This is a genomic window from Labrenzia sp. CP4, from assembly GCF_001579905.1.
GTDB classification, from domain to species: domain Bacteria; phylum Pseudomonadota; class Alphaproteobacteria; order Rhizobiales; family Stappiaceae; genus Roseibium; species Roseibium algicola.
The window spans coordinates 2,026,543-2,046,131 of sequence record NZ_CP011927.1 but is presented as its reverse complement, the minus strand read 5'-3'; the positions used below and the strand labels follow the sequence as shown (position 1 = coordinate 2,046,131).

Annotated in this window: 16 protein-coding genes and 1 other RNA gene; 10 read left to right on the top strand and 7 right to left on the bottom strand. The window is 60.1% G+C overall.

What is annotated here, in order from left to right:
• Positions 1-201 precede the first annotated feature (201 nt).
• Both ACP90_RS09450 and ACP90_RS09445 read right to left on the bottom strand, forming a co-directional pair.
• Positions 202-675 (bottom strand): GNAT family N-acetyltransferase, encoded by a 474-nt coding sequence (locus ACP90_RS09450; protein ID WP_062488166.1) that lies wholly within the window; start codon positions 673-675, stop codon positions 202-204.
• Positions 676-696: 21 nt separating this feature from the next.
• Entirely contained in the window at positions 697-1,215 is a 519-nt protein-coding gene (locus tag ACP90_RS09445; protein WP_062488164.1) for a dihydrofolate reductase, read from the bottom strand.
• A 150-nt stretch (positions 1,216-1,365) separates the two neighbouring features.
• Between ACP90_RS09445 and ACP90_RS09440 the strand changes: the two genes are divergently transcribed.
• From ACP90_RS09440 to ACP90_RS09430, 3 genes are all read left to right on the top strand, one after another.
• Positions 1,366-1,740, top strand: coding sequence for a TfoX/Sxy family protein (locus ACP90_RS09440; protein WP_145915746.1), 375 nt, complete (start codon positions 1,366-1,368; stop codon positions 1,738-1,740).
• Positions 1,737-2,420 carry a DUF2461 domain-containing protein gene (locus ACP90_RS09435; protein ID WP_062488160.1) on the top strand — a complete coding sequence of 228 codons (684 nt, stop codon included), beginning with the start codon at positions 1,737-1,739 and terminating at the stop codon, positions 2,418-2,420. The genes ACP90_RS09440 and ACP90_RS09435 overlap by 4 nt, the downstream gene beginning before the upstream one ends.
• 107 nt (positions 2,421-2,527) lie before the next feature.
• Positions 2,528-3,886 (top strand): GH1 family beta-glucosidase, encoded by a 1,359-nt coding sequence (locus tag ACP90_RS09430; RefSeq protein ID WP_062488158.1) that lies wholly within the window; start codon positions 2,528-2,530, stop codon positions 3,884-3,886.
• 221 nt (positions 3,887-4,107) lie between these two features.
• On the opposite strand, the gene ACP90_RS09425 is transcribed toward ACP90_RS09430, so the two are convergent.
• Positions 4,108-5,178 (bottom strand): serine hydrolase, encoded by a 1,071-nt coding sequence (locus tag ACP90_RS09425; RefSeq protein ID WP_082809713.1) that lies wholly within the window; start codon positions 5,176-5,178, stop codon positions 4,108-4,110.
• A 180-nt stretch (positions 5,179-5,358) separates the two neighbouring features.
• Here ACP90_RS09425 and ACP90_RS09420 point away from each other — a divergent pair, with 180 nt between their 5' ends.
• Complete coding sequence (locus tag ACP90_RS09420; protein WP_158514172.1) at positions 5,359-6,726, top strand: multicopper oxidase family protein; 1,368 nt, start codon at positions 5,359-5,361, stop codon at positions 6,724-6,726.
• A gap of 12 nt (positions 6,727-6,738) precedes the next feature.
• On the opposite strand, the gene ACP90_RS09415 is transcribed toward ACP90_RS09420, so the two are convergent.
• Positions 6,739-7,533, bottom strand: coding sequence for a thymidylate synthase (locus ACP90_RS09415; protein WP_062488153.1), 795 nt, complete (start codon positions 7,531-7,533; stop codon positions 6,739-6,741).
• Between the two features lie 156 nt (positions 7,534-7,689).
• Here ACP90_RS09415 and ssrA point away from each other — a divergent pair.
• The 4 genes from ssrA (at position 7,690) to ACP90_RS09395 (ending at position 9,345) form a co-directional block, all read left to right on the top strand.
• Positions 7,690-8,059: a transfer-messenger RNA gene (gene ssrA / locus ACP90_RS09410) on the top strand.
• Positions 8,060-8,233: 174 nt separating this feature from the next.
• A complete protein-coding gene (locus ACP90_RS09405; protein ID WP_023000519.1) occupies positions 8,234-8,809 on the top strand; it encodes an SspB family protein in 576 nt (191 codons plus the stop codon).
• 17 nt (positions 8,810-8,826) lie between these two features.
• Positions 8,827-9,105, top strand: a complete 279-nt coding sequence (locus ACP90_RS27950) for a DUF4169 family protein (RefSeq protein WP_082809712.1) — start codon at positions 8,827-8,829, stop codon at positions 9,103-9,105.
• A 6-nt stretch (positions 9,106-9,111) separates the two neighbouring features.
• The gene (locus ACP90_RS09395; RefSeq protein ID WP_023000517.1) at positions 9,112-9,345 is read left to right on the top strand and encodes a ribbon-helix-helix domain-containing protein; all 234 of its coding nucleotides are present in this window, start codon (positions 9,112-9,114) and stop codon (positions 9,343-9,345) included.
• A 340-nt stretch (positions 9,346-9,685) separates the two neighbouring features.
• Here ACP90_RS09395 and ACP90_RS09390 read toward each other — a convergent pair whose 3' ends face one another.
• Positions 9,686-13,534: an AsmA-like C-terminal region-containing protein gene (locus ACP90_RS09390; protein WP_062488151.1), complete on the bottom strand. Its 3,849-nt coding sequence runs from the start codon at positions 13,532-13,534 to the stop codon at positions 9,686-9,688.
• Positions 13,535-13,715: 181 nt separating this feature from the next.
• On the bottom strand, positions 13,716-15,140 hold the full coding sequence (locus ACP90_RS09385) for an FAD-linked oxidase C-terminal domain-containing protein (RefSeq protein WP_062488149.1): 1,425 nt from the start codon (positions 15,138-15,140) through the stop codon (positions 13,716-13,718).
• Between the two features lie 169 nt (positions 15,141-15,309).
• On the opposite strand from ACP90_RS09385, the gene ACP90_RS09380 reads away from it, so the two are divergent.
• A complete protein-coding gene (locus ACP90_RS09380; RefSeq protein ID WP_197923246.1) occupies positions 15,310-15,762 on the top strand; it encodes a thioesterase family protein in 453 nt (150 codons plus the stop codon).
• A gap of 75 nt (positions 15,763-15,837) precedes the next feature.
• On the opposite strand, the gene ACP90_RS09375 is transcribed toward ACP90_RS09380, so the two are convergent.
• Positions 15,838-17,652, bottom strand: a complete 1,815-nt coding sequence (locus ACP90_RS09375; RefSeq protein WP_023014552.1) for a chloride channel protein — start codon at positions 17,650-17,652, stop codon at positions 15,838-15,840.
• A 250-nt stretch (positions 17,653-17,902) separates the two neighbouring features.
• On the opposite strand from ACP90_RS09375, the gene ACP90_RS09370 reads away from it, so the two are divergent.
• Positions 17,903-19,567 carry a chloride channel protein gene (locus ACP90_RS09370; RefSeq protein ID WP_062488147.1) on the top strand — a complete coding sequence of 555 codons (1,665 nt, stop codon included), beginning with the start codon at positions 17,903-17,905 and terminating at the stop codon, positions 19,565-19,567.
• Positions 19,568-19,589 lie beyond the last annotated feature (22 nt).

The window sequence follows — 19,589 nt, the reverse complement described above, 5'->3', positions numbered from 1 at the left end:
ATCCCGGACAGGGATTTTCACCCGTTCTGACTCACCGTTGGTTATAGGGAGGTTACCGTATGCTTTCAACGGAAAGCCCCACGTAAAAACCTCCCAAAACCCGCGTGTTCCCGTGCCGCAGGTGGTGGTAAATGGAGAGACTGTCAAGACCGACGGAACATTTGGCCGCACCCCGCCGGAATTTGCCCCGAAAAGACGGGCTCAGTTCACGTTGGCGGAACGGATCATGTCGACATGCAGAATACCGTCCTCAATGTATTCTTCAGACACCGTCGCAAAGCCCAGGGAACCGTAGAAAGCCTCCAGGTAAGCCTGTGCGGAAACGTGGATCTCGCACCCCGGAACCAGGGCCTCCGCCTTGTCGATGCCGGCCTGCATCATGAGACGCCCGAGCCCGCTCCCCCTGCCTGCCTTGGCAAGGACCACCCTGCCGATGCGGGCACGGCCATGCTGCGGTTCTGTGAACAGGCGGATTGCGCCCAGAAGCGCTCCGGCCTCCTCGTCTTTGATGAGGTAATGCAGCGCCGTCTGGTCCTTGCCGTCGATGTCGGCGTAAAAAGACGCCTGCTCCAGAATGAATATATCCTGGCGCAGTTTGAGCACTTGATAGAGGTCGTTGAGGCTTAGCTCATCGAAAGTGGCCCATCTGGCCGTTAGATTGGCGGGTAAACTCATGACAACGGATCCGATAGGTATTCAAGCCTTGCGGCGGTAGGAGACGAAGGTGAAATCTGCGCTGTCGCGTTCGGTGCGCTGGCCCGGCTCGCGACCGACTTCCTGCCACACCGCCGGATCGATGTCCGGAAAGCGGGTGTCTCCCGCCGGCTGCGCGTCCACTTCGGTGATCTCGAGGCGGTCGGCTTTGCCGATCGCCTGGGCGTAAAGCTGCCCCCCGCCGATGCACAAGACCTGGTCGACACCAAGATCCGCTGCAAGTTCCGCTCCCCGTCGCAGCGCCTCTTCAAGGGACGTCGCAGCTTCCGCACCTTCCGGCGCATATTCCGGATCCCTGGAAACAATCACATGCGGACGTCCCGGCAAGGGCTTGCCGCCGAACGACAGAAACGTCTTGCGCCCCATGATCACTGGCTTTCCAAGCGTCAGCCGCTTGAAATACTTCAGATCCGACGGCAACCGCCAGGGCATGTCGTTATCGGACCCGATAATCCCGTTTCGTGCCACCGCGGCAATCAAGACAAGTTCCGGCAAAGCCATCTCCGAATCCGGTTTTCAATTCCTCAAACGCCTCCTAGCATGGAAACGTGAGCCAGGAAAAATCGCAGACATTTTTCTTGCCAGGCTGTCGGATAAGCGCCCCTTGGCACGTCCTTGAAACTGGACCGCCACGACCAGGAGACTTTCGGAATGTCCGACCTGATGGAAACCGTCTTGATCGAACGCACCCGCGCGTTGATCCCGGATGAAAATGTCGAGCAAAAGCGCATGTTCGGCTCCACCTGTTTCATGATCGACGGCAACATGCTGGTCTGCGCCTCCAAACGCGGGCTGATGGCACGTGTGGGAACCGCACAGCAGGAAGAGGCGGTAGCAAGGCCCTTTGCCTCTGTCTGCAAGATGGGTGGCCGACCCATGCCCGGCTTTATCCGGGTCGAGCCGGACGGGATCGAAAGCGACGAAGACCTGAAGAGCTGGATCGATATGGCCAGATCCTATGTCAGCGCACTGCCGCCCAAGGCTGCCAAGGCCAAAAAGCCGAAGGCCGGAAAGACGGCAAAATGACAGGTGTCGGTTTTCAGCCAGAAACCTTCCGCTTTCTGGAAGAGCTTGCCGCCAACAACACCAGGGACTGGTTTGAAGGGCACAAGGCCGACTACCAGCGCTTCGTCAGGGATCCTGCCGACGCGGTTCGCCGTAGGCTTGCCGAAACGCTCTCGCGGCTTTGCGGCCACAACCTCACCTCGAAGCAGTTTCGCATCAACAGGGACCTGCGCTTTTCCAGGGACAAGACACCCTACAACACCCACGTCCGCATGGCCTTCTGGCCGCAGGACACCGCTTTCCAGGGCAAGGACGCGCAACCGCCCAGCTTCTTCCTGTCCGTGGAAGCCGACCATGTGCGCACCGGCGCAGGGTGCATGCGGTTTTCAAAACCGGTGCTCGGATCGTTTCTCCAGACACTCGAGACGGACAACGGCGAGGACATCGGAGATCTGATCGCCCATATGACGGCTGCCGGGTTTGAAATGTCCGCCCCAGATCTTGCCAAGGTTCCTCGCGGCTTTCCCGCGGACCACCCGCGCAGTGGTCTCGCCCGGCACAAGGGCCTCGCCGTTTGGCGAGACGTCAGCGATATCGGGTCGCTTCAGGGGGCAAACGGCCACGAAGCGATTGCAAGGCTCTTTGAACCTGCACTCCCCTTCTGGCGCTGGCTGATGACACTTCACGCGCACCGGACCTGACACATTGGCTGCGGAGAATGCCCAGAACGCAAGACGAAATCACTTGATCCAAAGCGCTTTGGAAACTATGACCATCGCATTCGCGTTTCCACTCCAGATGAGTTTCCATGGCACTTCCCAAAGACCTTGCGCTCCGTTTTCCCGGCGATTTTCTGTTCGGTGTTGCAACCGCGGCCTATCAGATCGAGGGCGCAACCAGCGAAGATGGCCGCAAACCCAGCATCTGGGATGCCTTTTCGAAGATGCCCGGCCGCGTTTACCAGAGGCATTCCGGAGACATGGCTTGCGACCATTATCATCTTTGGGAAAGCGATCTGGATCTGATCAAGTCACTCGGCGTCGACGCCTACCGATTTTCCATCGCCTGGCCGCGCATTCTTCCCGATGGCCGAGGCCCGGTGAACGAGAAGGGTCTCGACTTCTACGACCGGCTGATCGATGGCGTGGTTGCCCGTGGTCTGAAGGTCTATCCGACGCTGTACCACTGGGATCTGCCGCTGACCCTGGCGGGCGACGGCGGCTGGACCGCCCGCAGCACGGCGGAAGCGTTTGCGGACTATGCAGAGATTGTCGTCAAACGGCTCGGCGACCGGATGGACGCACTGGCGACCATCAACGAGCCCTGGTGCATCTGTCATCTCAGCCATCTCTACGGCATCCATGCTCCCGGTGAAAAAAGCATCGAGGCGTTCGCAGCCAGTGTGCACACGCTGAACCTGGCACATGGCCTGGGCGTTCAGGCTGCCCGGGCCGTAAAGCCGGACCTGCCGATGGGCATCGTCATCAACGCCCATTCCGTCTATCCGGTCAGCGACACACCGCAGGACAGGCAAGCGGTAGACCGGGCCTTCCAGTTCAACAACGGCATTTTCTTCGAACCGATGTTCGAGGGCAGTTATCCGGCGGATGTGCTCAGCGCCTTTGGCGACCACATGGACATTCGCGACGGTGACCTTGAAACCATTCACCAGCCTCTCGACTGGTGGGGGCTGAACTACTACACGCCGCTACGCGTGAAAGCAGACACCAATGCCAGCGCGGTCTATCCAATGGCCGAGACGGTTCCCCCAACTCCAGGGCCGGAGCTGACCGATATCGGCTGGGAAGTCTATGAAAAGGGCCTGTCGGATCTCCTGAAGGATCTCGACACCCGTTACACGCTTCCGGACTGCTACATCACTGAAAACGGTGCCTGTTACAATGACGAGCCGCAGGACGGTGTCGTCAACGACCAGCGCCGGATCGACTATCTGGAAAAACATTTCGGTGCCATTGCCGATGCACGCGAGGCAGGCGTTCCGGTGAAGGGCTATTTCCTCTGGAGCCTGATGGACAATTTCGAGTGGGCCGAAGGCTACAAGATGCGCTTCGGCATTGTTCACGTGGATTATGGCACCCAGGTCCGTACGCTGAAGAACAGTGCCCTGTGGTACCGGGACTTCTTGGAAGCGCATCGGCAGGGGTAAAAACGCTTCGAGCTTTCGCCCTGCATTGCGGATCAGTGCAACCAGCACGCACGCTTAACTTAACCTAGCCTCCTCTCCCCTCATCCTGAGGAGCGAGCCTGCTCGCGTCTCGAAGGATGGGCGGCATATTCAGCGTGTGGAGCCCATCCTTCGAGACAGCGCTGCGCGCTTCCTCAGGATGAGGATGTATTGGTGTCAGGATCAGGCGTTCAATGGCGAGGCTACGCTTCCCGTAAATTCGCCAGAATGATCTCGCTCCAGACCCGGGTCGGCGGGATCCAGGCCGACCAGTCGTTGTAATTGCCGGAATAGATGACGGCCGCAACATCGGCCTTGGGGCACAGCCAGAGCCGCTGGCCACCATTACCGAAGCCGGCAAACCAGCGTGTCGGGCCGCCAAGAGCCGGAACAGGAACCTGGCCGCAAAACCAGAAATAGCCGTATCCCGGTCCTTCGCTGGTTTCGATGATTGGCTGCAGTGAAGCCCGGATCCAGGCTTCGGGAACAATCTCCCGGCCCTGCCAGATACCGTTGTCAAGAACGAGACGTCCGATCTTGAGCAGATCCGGCGCAGCCAACCTCAGCCCGGATGCCGGCGAATAGGCCCCATCCCGGCCGATAGACCAATCGAATTGCGTTATGCCAAGTGGAGAAAACAGACGTTCCCTTGCATAATCGGCCAGCTTCTGCCCCGTTCCCCGTTGCAGGATTTCGCCCACCAGCGCGGTGGCTCCGCCGCTGTAGATCCATCGGGTGCCGGGGTCTCCCACCAGCGGCCGCTCCAGAATGTAGCGGTACCTGTCCGGGGCCATTTCCATGGCGATTTCGCTGTTTTCCGGATCGGTATAGGGGCGGGTCTCGTCCCACTCCATGCCGAGCGACATGGTCAAGGCGTGCTCCACGGTCCGCTCCATGCGTTTCGGATCCGCGGCAAGGTCGGCATATTCGGGAAAAAGCTCCAGGACCGGCGTATCGAGCGTCGGCACCTCGCCCCGCTCCAGTGCAATGCCATAGAGCAAGCTGACGATGGATTTGGTGATAGAACGCAGGTCGTGAAGGGTCTCGGGGCCGAAGGTTACCTCACCGATCGGACGGCCCCAGTTTTCGTCCTCTCCCTTGCCATAACTTTCCAGAACCGTCTCACCGCCGCGTTCTGCAATCACGACATGAAGATGCGGCAACAGACCTGCCTCGGCACCGGCGCAGAGCTTGCGGCCAAGGGACGTATCGAACCCGCGACGCTCGGCAGCCGCCGCGTGGGGTGAGAGCGAAAGACCGTCGGGTGACTTCATGGAGAGCTCCCTTGCGTGAAACCTGAAGGAAGTGTCGGCAGTTTCATCGCCAAATGCGAGCGTTATTTGAAAGGTTTATTCCCGTGCGAGGAGCTTGACCTTCCACCAACTGGAACCACCATAGTGAAGGGGAGAAGCAACTTGCGTCAGGAAGGTGGGAGAGTGGATCGGCGTTCGTTCTTGAAAGCATCTGTGGCAGGAGGTCTTGCCGCCTTGTCACCAGCCTTTGCTCTGGCAAAAACCGAAGAAGGTTTCTTCGACCTTGCGGCGGTCAAGGGACAGGCCCGACTTTATGGCAAGGACGGCGGCCTCTCGGATCTCTGGCTCTACAACGACCGGCTGCCCGGTCCGCAGATACAGGTCAAGCGCGGCGAACGCGTCAGAGTGCGCTTCACCAACAACCTCGACGAACCCACCTCGGTCCATTGGCACGGCATCCGCATCGACAATGCCATGGATGGTGTTGCCGGCCTCACCCAGCCCCCCGTCGCCCCCGGTGAAAGCTTCGACTACGACTTTGTCGTGCCGGACGCAGGCACCTTCTGGTACCACGCCCACAACATGAGCTGGAACCAGGTGCCGCGCGGCCTCGCGGGCGCACTGATTGTCGAGGACGACGAGCAGTCCTTCGACCCGGATTGCGACATCACGCTGATCCTCAACGATTGGCGTCTGGACGAAAACGGTATCCTGGAAACCGCAAGCTTCGGCGCCATGCACGACTTTGCCCATGCCGGACGTCTGGGCAACTGGCTCACCATCAACGGCGCTTCGATGCCCGACATTGCGTTGAAGAAGGACCGCTGGCACCGGCTGCGCCTGATCAACGCCTCCACGGCGCGTATCCTTGATCTGGCTCCGGCGCGGTTTGGTGCGAAGATAATCGGGCTCGATGGGCAGGCCTTTGACACCGCGCGGGAGATCGAGGGCACTGTGCAACTGGCGCCGGCACAGCGCATGGATCTGGTGCTGCGACCTCAGGAAACCGGCAAGCTGCCATTCGAGATGATGACCGGCAAGCCATTCACCTTCGCCAACTTCGTCGTCTCGGAAACCGAAAGCGAAGACCTGCCACTCGTGCTGCCACCGCCGAACCGGTTGCCTGAACCCGATCTGAGCTCTCCCTGGGAACTGCCATTAGTGATGGCGGGTGGAGCCATGGGCGGCATGCAGTCGATGATGAGACACGGCGTCGAGATGGACATGCGCCAGATGATGTCCGAGGGACTCTTCTGGGCTTTCAACGGTGTGGCCGGTATGGAAGATGATCCGATGTTTTCCGCCAAGCGCGGCGACACGATCGTTCTGGAAAGCCGGAACGACACGGCTTTCCCGCATGCGATCCACCTGCATGGCCATCATTTCCGCGTCATCGAGCGCGATGGCACGAAACTGGAGAACCCCGACTGGCGCGACACCTTCACAAGCCAGCCGCGCGAGACCGTCAAGATCGCCTTTGTTGCGGACAATCCCGGGAAATGGCTGATCCATTGCCACATGCTCGGTCATGCGGCATCGGGCATGATGACCTGGTTCGAAGTGAGCTGAAACAGCCGGTGGCTAGACCGCGATCGGTGCGGCAATGTGCGGGAGCGGATCGTAGCCGGTCAGTTCGAAGTCTTCGAACTTGAACGCAAAGAGATCCGTGACATCCGGATTGATCTTCATTTCCGGCAAGGGCCGCGGCGAACGTGTGAGCTGCTCACGGGCCTGGTCGAAGTGGTTGGCATAAAGATGCGCATCACCGAACGTGTGCACAAAGTCGCCGGGCTTCAGGCCGGTCACCTGGGCCACCATCATGGTCAGCAGCGCATAGGAGGCGATGTTGAAAGGCACGCCCAGGAAGACATCCGCCGACCGCTGGTAAAGCTGGCAGGAAAGCTTGCCGTCAGCCACGTAGAACTGGAACAGCGAATGGCACGGCGGCAGCGCCATCTCGTCGACCAGAGCCGGGTTCCACGCCGAGACGATCAGCCGCCGGCTTTCCGGGTTGGTCCGGATCATCTTCAGCAGATTGGCGATCTGGTCGATGGACCTGCCGTCCGGCGCCGGCCATGACCGCCACTGGTAGCCATAGACCGGCCCGAGATTGCCGTTCTCGTCCGCCCAGTCGTCCCAGATCTTCACCCCGTTTTCTTTCAGATACCGAATGTTGGTATCGCCAGCGAGGAACCACAGCAGCTCGTGAATGATCGACTTCAGGTGCAGCTTCTTTGTCGTGACACAGGGAAAGCCTAGCGAGAGATCGAAGCGCATCTGGTGGCCGAAGATAGAGCGCGTGCCCGTTCCGGTCCTGTCGCCCCGATCAACGCCTTCGTCCAGGATTTTCGACAAGAGATCGAGATATTGCTGCACGGCGGAAGCCTTCGCGGTCAGGAGATCTGGAGTTTGTGGTTAACTTGGCAGATTTTTCCGAAAAGACAGCCCCTCCCCCGCACTTTCCCCAACTTGGCACGTGCTGTGGAAGAATGGCCATGAGCCAAGCCGGCAAACGACATGCTTTGCCAGAAGCCTCTTTCATTTCAGGGCCGAAGACCTTATATCAGGGCTGCTGGTTCGCCAGCTATGGCAATAAATGGTCAGTGCAATAAACCTATCGGACCCGGGGGCGGTACCCGGCGCCTCCACCCAAGCCCATGGGGCTAAGCTATGGAAACTCCATGGGTTTCGGCGGGGGCGAAATAGGATCGACGAGGGCGTAAAGACTGTGCTTTTGCTCGGCATTGTACCACCGTTATCGGGCTTTCTTAATAGTTGCAAATGACAACTATGCTATGGACAACGCTGTCGCAGCGTAACGCTGCGCCGGTAGTCCACTAAGTCCTTTGAGGTAGCACTCACGGGCGGGGTTCGGAGGCACCTGGCAACAGAAGCCTCCACTTGATCTTCCCATGTATTTGCAGCGTCCTACATAGGTTGCATGACCAATGAGCGATGATTGCCGGGTTGCACACATTAATCTGGGTTCACTTGGAAAAGAGCCTTTTCTTTTTGATCTCGGCCCGTCAATGTGCTCCTGATAGTGGACTTTTCCAGCGAGATTCGACGAAAACCGATGTCTGAAGACCTTCTGCGATACGATATTCTGATCCAGGACGCGCTGCGTGGAGCGGTGAAGAAAATACTTGCCGAAGTCGGTCGTACCGGGCTGCCCGGAGACCATCACTTCTACATCGCGTTCGACACCAATGCCCCTGGCGTGCGCATTTCCCAGCGGCTCAAGGAGCGCTATCCGCAGGAAATGACCATCGTGCTGCAGCACCAGTTCTGGGATCTTGCCATCGGCGAACATGCGTTCGAGGTTGGTCTGTCCTTTGGCGGCGTGCCGGAAAAGCTGCTGGTGCCTTTTTCTGCCATCAAGGGTTTCTTCGATCCGTCCGTACAGTTCGCGCTGGAGTTCGATCCCGGCAAGACGGCGGAAGAACTGCCGGAAGAGCTGCTGGAAGCCGTGGAAGAACTCGCCAGGGCCGAGCAGGAACATGCCGACAACGAAGCCAGACAGGACGACGGCGCGGGCGACAAGGAAGCTGCAACGGCAGACACCAAGGCGAAACCTGCCGTGCAAGCTGCCGAAAGCAGTGACGGTGGCGGCGAAGTCGTTTCCCTGGATGCATTCCGCAAGAAGACCTGAGATCGGGAGCCTTTCCCATGAGCGCGGAGATCATCAATCTGCGCATGGTGCGCAAGCAGAAGAACCGTCAGGACAAGGAAAAGACGGCCGAGGACAACCGGCGCAAGTATGGCCGGTCCAAAGCCGAACGTGAGGCGGCCCGTCAGCGGCGGGAAACGCTGGATGCCCACGTCGACGGGCATCTTCTGGAAAAACCTGACGGCCCGGATGCCGAACAATCCGATAAAGCAACAACAGACGCAGACAAAATCGAAGCCGATCCTTCTGGCCCGGGCTCTTCCGACGATCGCAGCTGACCGCCAATGGCTCTGTTAAAGCGCTCCCTCTCCCTTCATGGCCACCGCACCAGCCTGGCGCTGGAACCGGAATTCTGGGACGTCGTCGACGCCTACGCCGACGCCGCGAACAAGTCCCTCGCCGGACTGATTGCCGAAATCGACGACAACCGCGACCCGGAAGACCCGTTGTCTTCGGCAGTCAGGGTCTGGGCCTTGAAACGGGTCCAAATGGAAGCTGGTCTGATTTCGGAGGGATGAACGGCTGACAATCTGATTTCCGGTCCCCTGCTTTTCGCCTGCCCACAGCGCTGCTAGAAGTGCCCGAACTGCCTCTGAGCTTCAGCCCTCTTGCCGCCTCTGCAACATACATCTCCCTCATCCTGAGGAGCGCGCTTGCGCGCGTCTCGAAGGATGGGCCACTTGCTCAAGAGTGTGCCGCCCATCCTTCGAGACAGCGCTGCGCACTTCCTCAGGATGAGGAGAGATTGCTGAAACTTTGAGTGAAAAGGACTGGCGGCTTCTTTTCCGATCGCCGTTCAATGGGCTTCAGGCAACACCTGCCCAATATCGACGAGCGAAGGCCCGTCGTACCAGCCTGTCACTGCGCGCCGGGCAGGACCAGCGGCGAGCCGACGTCGCGTGTCAGAAGGTCTTCAATGGAAACCGGCGGGTCCAGGGGTGGCAGGCTGTTCGAAGGATTGGTGACCGGGGCAGTATCTGGCGCTGCGGTCAGGTCTTCCAGATCCGGCGTCTCCAACACGGCCCGAATGCGCGCTGCAAAGGGAGCCGCGGCAACAGCCGGGGCCGGTGCCGGGGCTGGCGCAGGCACTGGCGGCGGCGCGGCGCGGGTTTCCCTGCGCGGCGCATCGTCGGTCTTTTGCGGAAGGGCTGAATTTTCCTGCTTGTCCGGATCAGGCTGAGGCTGAATGTCTTCTCCGGACTGCTCTTGCTCAAGACGAAGCTGCTCTTCTTCGGCCGCCCGGGCTGCCTGACGTTCCCGGCGGGCTTCGCCTTCCCGCTGGTTTTTCAGTTCCCGCACAAGCCGGTCACGTTCCAGAATTTCCGCCTGTAGCTTCTCGACGCGTTCAACCTCCCGCTCAAAGGCACGCAGGGTGAGATAGGCGGTAAACGGCGCGATGTCGATGCGGCGTTCCGGAGCCTCGACCGCCCCTTCGAACAACAGTCCGACCTGTGGTTCAGCACCGGTGACCGCGTCCTCGCCCGGATCGACTTTCAACGAGAAATCCGCATCGAGATCGTAACTGGCGAGATTGACTTCGGCACTGCCGAAGATCTCCGCCTTTTCGGCATCGACAACAACGTTGCGGGCGCTCAGTCGTCCGCCCACCATTGTCAGCGTGCCGTCAACGCGCTTGAACGGAAGACTTCCCGCCGCCATGTGGCTGACGAAAACGTCACGGATCTTGTTCTCCTGAAGATCCAGTCCCGCATCCACCGCGCGTGTCACCAGCGGGAAGGCCTGCGGATTTAGACCGCGGAAGTCGCCGTTTTCCATCGAGAACGTGCCGCCGCCGTTGAGGCCTGACACGATTGCCGAGATCGAGCGTCCCGCCCCTTCGAATTCCAGATAAAGGTCGAGCGTGCCGGAAGCGACCGCCCTGTTGTCCGGCCGCCAGGACACCTGCCTCAGATCGGCATTGTCCAGTTTCACCCGGCCGGAAGCCGCGGCCTCCGCCTCGGTCCGGCGTATCGAGAGGCTGCCGTCAAGCTGACCACCGGCGAAGGCTCCCTGCAGTCCATCGAGGCGGAACAGGCTGGGAGACAGACGAATTTCGGCACTCGGACCGGTAATGGCGGTGTCCTCGTCCAGCAGCATTCTGTCTGCCTTGAACTGCATGGTCAGGTCGAGGCCATCCAGAAGCGGCGACCCGAACGGGGTTGTCGGCCAGATGCTTGAACCGTCCCCCGCCGAAAACCACTGATCGGGACCAAGGACCAGTTCCGTCATTGTGCGCAGATCGGCCTCGGACACCGTTATCTCACCGGAGAAACGTCTGTTACGTTCGCCCGGTGCCGGTTCAAGGTCGCCTTCCAGACGACCTTCGAACGTCGTCGTTCCGAGCGAGCCTTCGGCCCTGCTGACAGCCATCGAGCTGCCAATCCCTTCGACATCGACCGAAAGCGCTGCAGGGATCGTGCCGCTCATGACCGGCAGGACCCGGCCGGCCATCAACGCCAGTGGGCCAAGGTCCGCTGTCTCTGCGGTCACCGAAACAAGGTATTCCGGCGCCTCATCCTTTTTCAGGGTCAAGGTTCCGTTGGCTTCAACGCTGGATCCGCCGATCTCCGTGGAAAGGTCGGTGGCCAGCCCCGTTGCCGGGATGCCGGAAACATTCAGCGCCAGATGGCCTGTTCCGGCAGCTTCCAGAGGAATGACATCAAACCCGAGCTGCTGCAGAAGCCGGCCGCCATCCGGGCCCTTCAGTTCCACACCGACAGCAACTTCGGCATCGTGCCACTGGTCGACCCGGCCCTTGAGCTCGGCATTGATCGCAGCGTCGGCGCCGCCCGCGCTCCCATCCAGGCGCAGTGTCATGTCCGTTGCTTCGCCAACCGCAGCCGCCTTCAACTCGGCATCGAACTTGGCAGGCACCAGACTTGCGGCTGCGCGCTCCAGCCGTTCAACAAAGACGGTTTCGGGAAACAACCCGCCTGCCAGCGCAACAAGACCGGACAGGTCCCGGGCGTCCAGCGTTCCGGACACAGCTCCCTCGGGCGCCGAAAAGAGATTGCGGATATCGCCGGAGACATCGAGCCGGGCGCCTGCAAGGTCATTTGCAAACAGCCTGTCGATCCTGACACCGCCGTCCGAATATTCTGCCTCCAGCGCCAGACCTTCGCCCTCGACACCGCGTGCCACCACCTGTTTGGCACGAAGGCGCAAGGAAACATCGAGCCCCTTTGGATCTGCCGGTTCCCCCGCTTCGACAGCCTGAGGGTGAAGCAGGGCAGCCAGGTTTTCGATCTGGTCCAGATCGAGCCGGTCTGCTTCCAGAGAGAGCGAGAATTCCGAATTGCCGCTGCGTGGAATGCGGTAAGCCAGGCCGCCGCGGGCTTCGGAACCGGCAATGGTCAGACGCAGATTGTCCAGCGCCGCTCCTTCGGGCACCAGGTTCAAGCGCCCTTCCAAGGAAACCGGTTCGATAGTACCGACGCCGGCTTCCTTCTGCCGCCACCAGCTGAGAAGCGACCCCGGCTGGTCCGAGCTGATAGACACCGCACCGCGATAGGTCAAAGACGGCTCGAGGCCGAGGTCGCCCTGGGTGGCAACCGTCGTGCGGCCCGGCAGGCGTCCGGCAAGGCGTGCGACGCGCCAGCCGCCCAGCATGGTTTCAAGATCCAGGCGAACATTCTGGATGATGCCACCACCGGCCACCAGCGCCGGAACATCCATGGATACAGCACCGTCGATGGACGGCAGCGGCACGACACGCAGGGCAGCAATCAGCCGTGTCGCCGCCTCGTTGATGTCGACGGGTGATTGAGGTCCGCCGCCCAGCAACCTGTCCAGATCGACCTGCTTCGACTTCGCACGGATTTCAAAACGCTTTTCACCGGCATAGATCAGATCCGCATTGCCGGTCATGCTCAGGCGCCGGTCTTCGGGACCATAGCGGAACTCGAATTCGGGAACCGCCACCTCGGCGATATCGGCAGTGAACTGCCCTTCCGCTTGCCAGATATTCGGATCGTTTTCTTCCAGCGCAACAGAGGCGATGGTGAAGCGGCCGTCGAATTCGGGCGCGGCGTCGGCCACCTGAAGCTGACCGTCGAAAGCAAAGTTCACCGGCCTGTTGGTGGGCGTGACTTCGCCTTTGACGCGCAGTCCGGCGTTTTCCTGTGCGCGGCCAGTTGCAAGACTGACCGTATAGGGCGCACCATTCAGCGTGAGACTGCCGGCGCCCCGGAACGGGCCTTCCAGCGAGCGTGCGGACACGACCAGATTTCCGTCATCGATCCGGTTGATTTCGCCGGACCGCGCATCGACGATCGTCAATGCGCCGTCACGGATCGTCACCTTTTCGAAGGACAGGTCATCCGGTGCCAGTTTGGCTATGGCGCCGCTCGACGTCATCGCCGTCAGCCAGTCCAGTCGACCAGCCTCATCAAGTGAAAGTGACAGGTGCGGACGATCGAGCTCCATGTCGAGAACCCGAATCTCGCCCTTCAGCAGCGACGGAAGCTCGATGCGCATGTCGAAGCGCGACACCACCAGCAGCGGATCTTCGGCACCACCGACACGCACGTCGGAAAAACTGATGGAGGGCGCAGGCAGAAGCCGCAGGTCCGCCTCCCCCAGCACAGTCACCCTGTGCCCGAGCGCGCGCTCCGCATAGCTTTCGAAAGTCGACCGATAGACGGTCCAGTCGATAAAGAACGGCCCGACCAGCGCTGCCACCAGCACCAGAATGACTGTTACACCCAACGTGATGTAGACGGAGTTCAGGCCTTGTCTCCTTGTTCTCCAAAGTCACCGGATATCGTACCGGATAGATGTAGCCGATCCCTGCTGCAGTGCAAACACAGGATTTCCGGCGCTGGCCGGATCGCCGCCTTGCGGCGTCCGGCGGAGCAAAACGAGCTTATTGAACTGATTCGATACAATATCATGACTGCGGCAGGATCTTGCCGGGATTCATCAAATTGTCAGGATCGAGCGCCTGTTTGACAGCGCGCATCACGTCAAGCGCCTCGCCATGTTCCTTGGCCATGTATTTCTGCTTGCCCTGGCCGACACCATGTTCGCCGGTGCAGGTGCCGCCCATGGCGATCGCCCTGAGCGCAAGCCGTCCGACAAAGTCTTCCGTCCGTTGCTTTTCTTCCGGATCGTCCAGGTTGACCAGGATCTGAACGTGGAAGTTACCGTCACCCACGTGCCCGACGATCGGCGCCAGGAAACCTTCGTTGCGGATATCCTCGGCCGTGGCGGCAACGCAGTCCGCAAGCCGCGAGATCGGCACGCACACGTCCGTCACCATGATGCTGGCTTCAGGCTTCAGCGACTTGCCCGCCCAATAGGCGTCATGCCGGGCTGCCCAAAGTTTCGTCCGGTCTTCGGCCGCTGTCGCCCATTTGAACGGCCCGCCGCCAAACTCCTCGGCAATCGCCGAAAAAGTTTCCGACTGCTCTTGCACCCCGGCTTCAGAGCCGTGGAACTCAAGGAAAAGCGTCGGAGTTTCAGGCAGATCCAGCTTGGAATAGATGTTGCAGCCGCGCACCTGAACTTCATCCAGAAGCTCGATACGCGCTACAGGCAGACCCATCTGGATGGTGGTGATCACAGCATTACAGGCGGACGCCACATCCGGGAACGGGCAGACGCCACCGGAAATCGCTTCCGGCTGACCGTTCAGGCGCAAGGTCAACTCGGTGATGATGCCGAGCGTGCCTTCCGAGCCGACAAAAAGCCGGGTCAGATCATAACCCGCCGAGGACTTCTTCGCCCGACCACCCGTCTTGATGATCCGTCCGTCCGCGGTCACCACGGTGAGGCCGAGGACTGCGTCTTTCATCGTGCCGTATCGAACGGCGTTGGTGCCCGATGCACGGGTCGCCGCCATGCCGCCGATGCTGGCATCCGCCCCCGGGTCGATCGGAAAGAACAGGCCGGTGTCGCGAATAAAGCTGTTGAGCTGCTTGCGTGTTACCCCGGCCTCGACCCGGCAATCCAGATCCTGCGCGTTGACCTCCAGAATGTTGTTCATGCGGGACAGGTCTATGGAAACGCCGCCGAACGGTGCATTCACATGCCCTTCAAGCGAAGACCCCGTGCCGAATGCGATCACGGGAACCTTGTGAGCCGCGCAAATCTTGACGGCTTCGGCGACTTCCTCGGTCGTCTCCGCAAAGACAACGGCATCGGGCGGCTGATTCTTCAACCAGGTGGTGGTGTGGCCATGCTGTTCCCGCAGAGCCATGGACGTGGAGCAACGGTCCTTGAACAGGCCCGTCAGCATTTCGATGGCAGCGCCGATCGCGCCATTCTTTTCAAGGACTTGCGCTCCGTCGGACGCGGTTGCCAATTCCGGCATTCTCTTTCCTCCTGGGGCCGCGCTTTTGTCTGCGCGGTAAAAAACCGAATATGTTAGTCCCGGCCCGAAAGGTCAAAGCCTAATGGGCATTTCCCGCAAGGTTGGACACAATGGCGCAAGGAGGATTGTGAAGGTGACTTGGGACGCAAAGCCGGTGGAAAGCGAAATCATGACGGTCAGGGACGACTGGATCGATTACAACGGCCATCTGAACATGGCCTATTACAACGTCCTGTTCGATACGGCTGTCGATGAGGTCTTTCACCGTCTCGGCATGGGTCCCGACTATGTGAAGACCCGTGGCGGCTCGTTCTTCACCGCAGAGGTACATGTGTGCTACCTGCGCGAACTCAGCGCCGGCATGAAGGTGATCGCGACGCTTCAGCTTGTCGATTTCGACGCCAAGCGTGCGCATTTCTATCAGGAACTGCGCCACGCCGAGGAAGGCTGGCTGTCGGCGACATCAGAACAACTGAGCCTTCATGTCGACATGAACGCCCGCAAGGTCGCTCCCTGGCCGGAGGACATTGCGGCCAACCTGACGGCCCTGTCGCAAGCTCATGCCAGTCTGCCGCGCCCGGAACGGGCGGGACGCCATATCGAGATCCGCAAGAAGCCCTGAGCAACTGATCGACGCGAAAACAAAAGCCCGTGGAGCAGCAAACCACTCCACGGGCTGACATCCGAACCGATGGCCTCAGCCGTAGTGGTTGGAGACGACGACGCCGGCGATTTCCTTGGAATCGACCACCCCGACCACATCATCCGGACGCGGAATACGGCCATCGCCCGACACGATGATCGCGCAACTGCGGTTGCGGTTGTTCATGCGCGTGATCACCGAATTCATGATGTTGGTTGCCGGTGCAATCACGAAATCGCTTGAGAGGATCGCGCGCAGCGTTTGCCCGGCGAAGCGGTCGGCCTGGTAAGGAATGGTGCCGAGGCGCACAAAACCGGCAATCCGGGGCCCGTCGGACGCGATGATGTGGGATCCGCCATCGGCACTCACGGCGGAAATCGCTTCCTGGACAGGTGTATCGAGCGGCAGAATCACGAAGTTCTTTGCCATCACTTCCTTGATCGGCTGCACCAGATACATGTTGGTGTGCCGGTTGAGCGGAATCGGTTTGCCGCGATGGCGCAGCTTGACCGTGTAGATGTTGTCCTTGATCAGCCAGCGCCGGACACCGACCGCAATCGCGACCGCCAGGACCAGCGGCACGATGACGTTATAGTCCCGGGTCATCTCGAAGATCATCACGATGGCAGTCATCGATGCGCCGGTTGCACCGCCCACAAGCGCTCCCATGCCAACAAGGGCGAATTCCACCGCCGTAAATCCGCTGTCCGGGAACAGATAGGAACACAGGACACCGACCATTCCGCCAAGCGTCGCACCAATAAACAGCGACGGCGAGAAGACACCGCCGGAGGCCCCCGCACCAAGGCTGATTGATGTCGCGATGATTTTCGCAATGAAGAGAACAGCCAGCAGTATGAACGTATAAGGGGTCGAGTTCAGGATATCCTGGATCGTGGCATAGCCAACGCCTGCGGTGTGGTAATGCCCGGTGGTGAGCATCAGGACATAGCTGAGCGTGCCGATGATCAGCATGCCGATGATGTTCTGGGTGTAATCATTGCCCGGGAGCTTGGGGAACAGGTCCTCGCACCAGGCGAGCGTGCGAATGAAAGCCCAGGAGGCAATGCCGGCCAGGACGCCGAGCAGTGCATAGGCGCCCAGCTGGATCGGCGCGATGGCTTCGATAGCCTCTTCCGCGGAAATCGGCACGATAAAGGCCGGGTCGAGACCAAAGGCAATCCGGCCAACGTATGTGGCTGTCGCCGTGGCAACGACCACGGGCAGGAATGTCCGGTTGCTGACCTCGGGCAACAGCATCTCGACAGCAAAGAGCACCCCGCCAAGCGGCGTGTTGAAGGTGGCGGCAATCCCCGCCCCGGCCCCTGCAGAAAGCAGCGTGATCTTTTGCCAGCGCGGCAAATGCAGCGCCCGGGCGATCGTTGAACCGAAGGAGGCGCCGATCTGGATGATCGGCCCCTCGCGGCCGACGGATGCACCGGTTCCGATGGAAATCGCCGAGGCAAAGGATTTCACCAGCGCCACCACGCCGCGAACGTCGCCCTTCTTGTGGTAGACCGCGAACATCACCTCCGGCACGCCGTGCCCCTTGGCCTCCGGAGCGAAGGTCTTCACCAGAAACACCACGATCAAACCGCCGACGACGGGTACGAGAATGACCAGAGCGCCAAGAGGACTGGCATCGGCAAACTGGTTGGCGTCGTAAACGGTCGAAAATTTTCCGTAGTAGAAAAGATTATGAACGACCGAGATCAGATATCGGAAGAAAACCGCGCCAATGGCTGCGACGATCCCGATAAAGAACGCCACAAGACACAACATGGGCACAGAAAATACGCGTTCTTCGCGCGCGTCTGGGGGGCCGTCACCGGACAGTGACGGTGTATCGGACGGTTCAACAACGGACATGGCAGGCCAACACTTCTTGGCTGAGAGGGCTACTTCTGGCGATTTGCCGGAGCCCAAAACAGCCGGTCTAGGCGACCGGGATGGCGACATGGCCTGAAGGCTTCGACCCCCCCTCCTTAAACCTGAACACATGAAAATCAAGGGACAAGCCGGATTTTTTCAATTTTGACGGTGAAGTGACGCGGTTCCTCCGTAAAATGGGGCCGTAATCCAGATTGGCTTTTAATCTCAGTTGAGTCACGCCGACCAAATGCCAGACCGATTGAACTTTCTTTACAGGCTCGCCCCTTCCATTCGTTCCGGCATCGCCGGACTTCTCGCTGGCATCGGGTTCAACTTCAGGGAATTTCTGCGTCAGAAAAGCCATATCGTCTGGCTGCTGGCCCTTCTGATCGGCTCTTTCGTCTCCTGGGCGGCCATTATCTTCCGTGAGATCATCAGCCTGGTGCAGCTGCCCTGGCTTGGCACGGCGACGGAACGTGTCGTCAGCGCCGCCGCGACACTTCCGTGGTACATGATCGTTGCCGGGCCCACCATTGGCGGATTGCTGGTTGGCCTGCTGCTTCAGTACATACAACCGATGCAGAGAACGTTCAGCGTGGCGGACGTGATCGAGGCTCGTGTCAAAGGCGGACGCGGGCTGCCGTTCTGGCCAGGCATATCATCAGCTCTTATCACGGCGTTATCGCTCGGTTCCGGCGCCAGTGCCGGGCGTGAAGGCCCCGTCGTGCACCTGGGAGCAACCATCGGTGCATCCGTCGGGCGCCTGTTTCACCTGCCGGATTCCGCGCATCGCATTCTGCTGGCCTGCGGCGTTGCCAGTGCGGTATCCGCCTCTTTCAACGCGCCTATCGCAGGCGTTCTGTTCGCACACGAGGTCATTCTCGGGCACTATGCGATGTCGGCCATTTCGCCCATCGCGATCGCCGCCGTCACGGGAACCGTTTTCTCCCGGCTCTGGTTCGGCGACGTTGCCGCCTTCGTGATCCCGGGACACCAGATCACCTCCTATTGGGAGTTTCCGGCCTTTGCGCTTCTGGGCCTGATTTCCGCCCTCGTGGCAATCCTGTTCCAGTTTGCATTGATCGGAACGGATTGGGTTGCCCGGAACATTTCGATGCCGGTCTGGCTGCGGCCCGTTATCGGCGGTTTCGCGGTCGGGCTCATTGCTCTGGTCTTTCCCGACGTGCTTGGCGTCGGCTACGAGACCACGGACGCCGCCCTCAAGGACCAGTTGCCCCTTGCGATGCTGTTCGCTCTGCTGTTTGCGAAAACGGCCGCGACCGCGATCACGCTGGCGTCCCGTTTTGGTGGCGGCATCTTTTCTCCATCGCTCTATCTGGGGGCAATGACCGGAGGCGCCTTCGGGCTGATTGCCGCCTCCGTCTTTCCCGAACTGGCTTCAAGCGAGGGGCTTTACGCGATCCTGGGAATGGGGGCCGTTGCAGCAGCAGTTCTCGGCGCGCCCTTTTCAACAACCATGATCGTTTTCGAATTGACCGGCGGCTACACGCTCTCGATCGCCCTGCTGCTGACCGTGTCGATTGCAACGGGCCTGACGCAGGCCGTTCATGGCAAATCCTATTTCCACTGGCTTCTTGGCTTGCGCGGCTATTTCGTGAATGACGGCATCCACCGCTTTCTGGGAGAAACGGTCAAGGTGAAGGATTTCATGGACCCTCCCCCGGCCAATGAGGAGGATTGCATTTTCCGACCCGGTCAGGACGGCAGCTACCTTCATGATACAGACTCGCTTGAAAGCGCACTGAAAAGCTTCGATTCCTGCGGAGAAGCATTGCTTCCCGTCGTCAGCACCAAAGATGCAACCAGGATCGTCGGACAGGCGCGCCACGTAAAGGCGCTCAATCACTTCAACTCGGAGCTGATCAAGGCCAACGAGGAAGAGCACCACTAACGGACACCTGCAGGAATTCCGC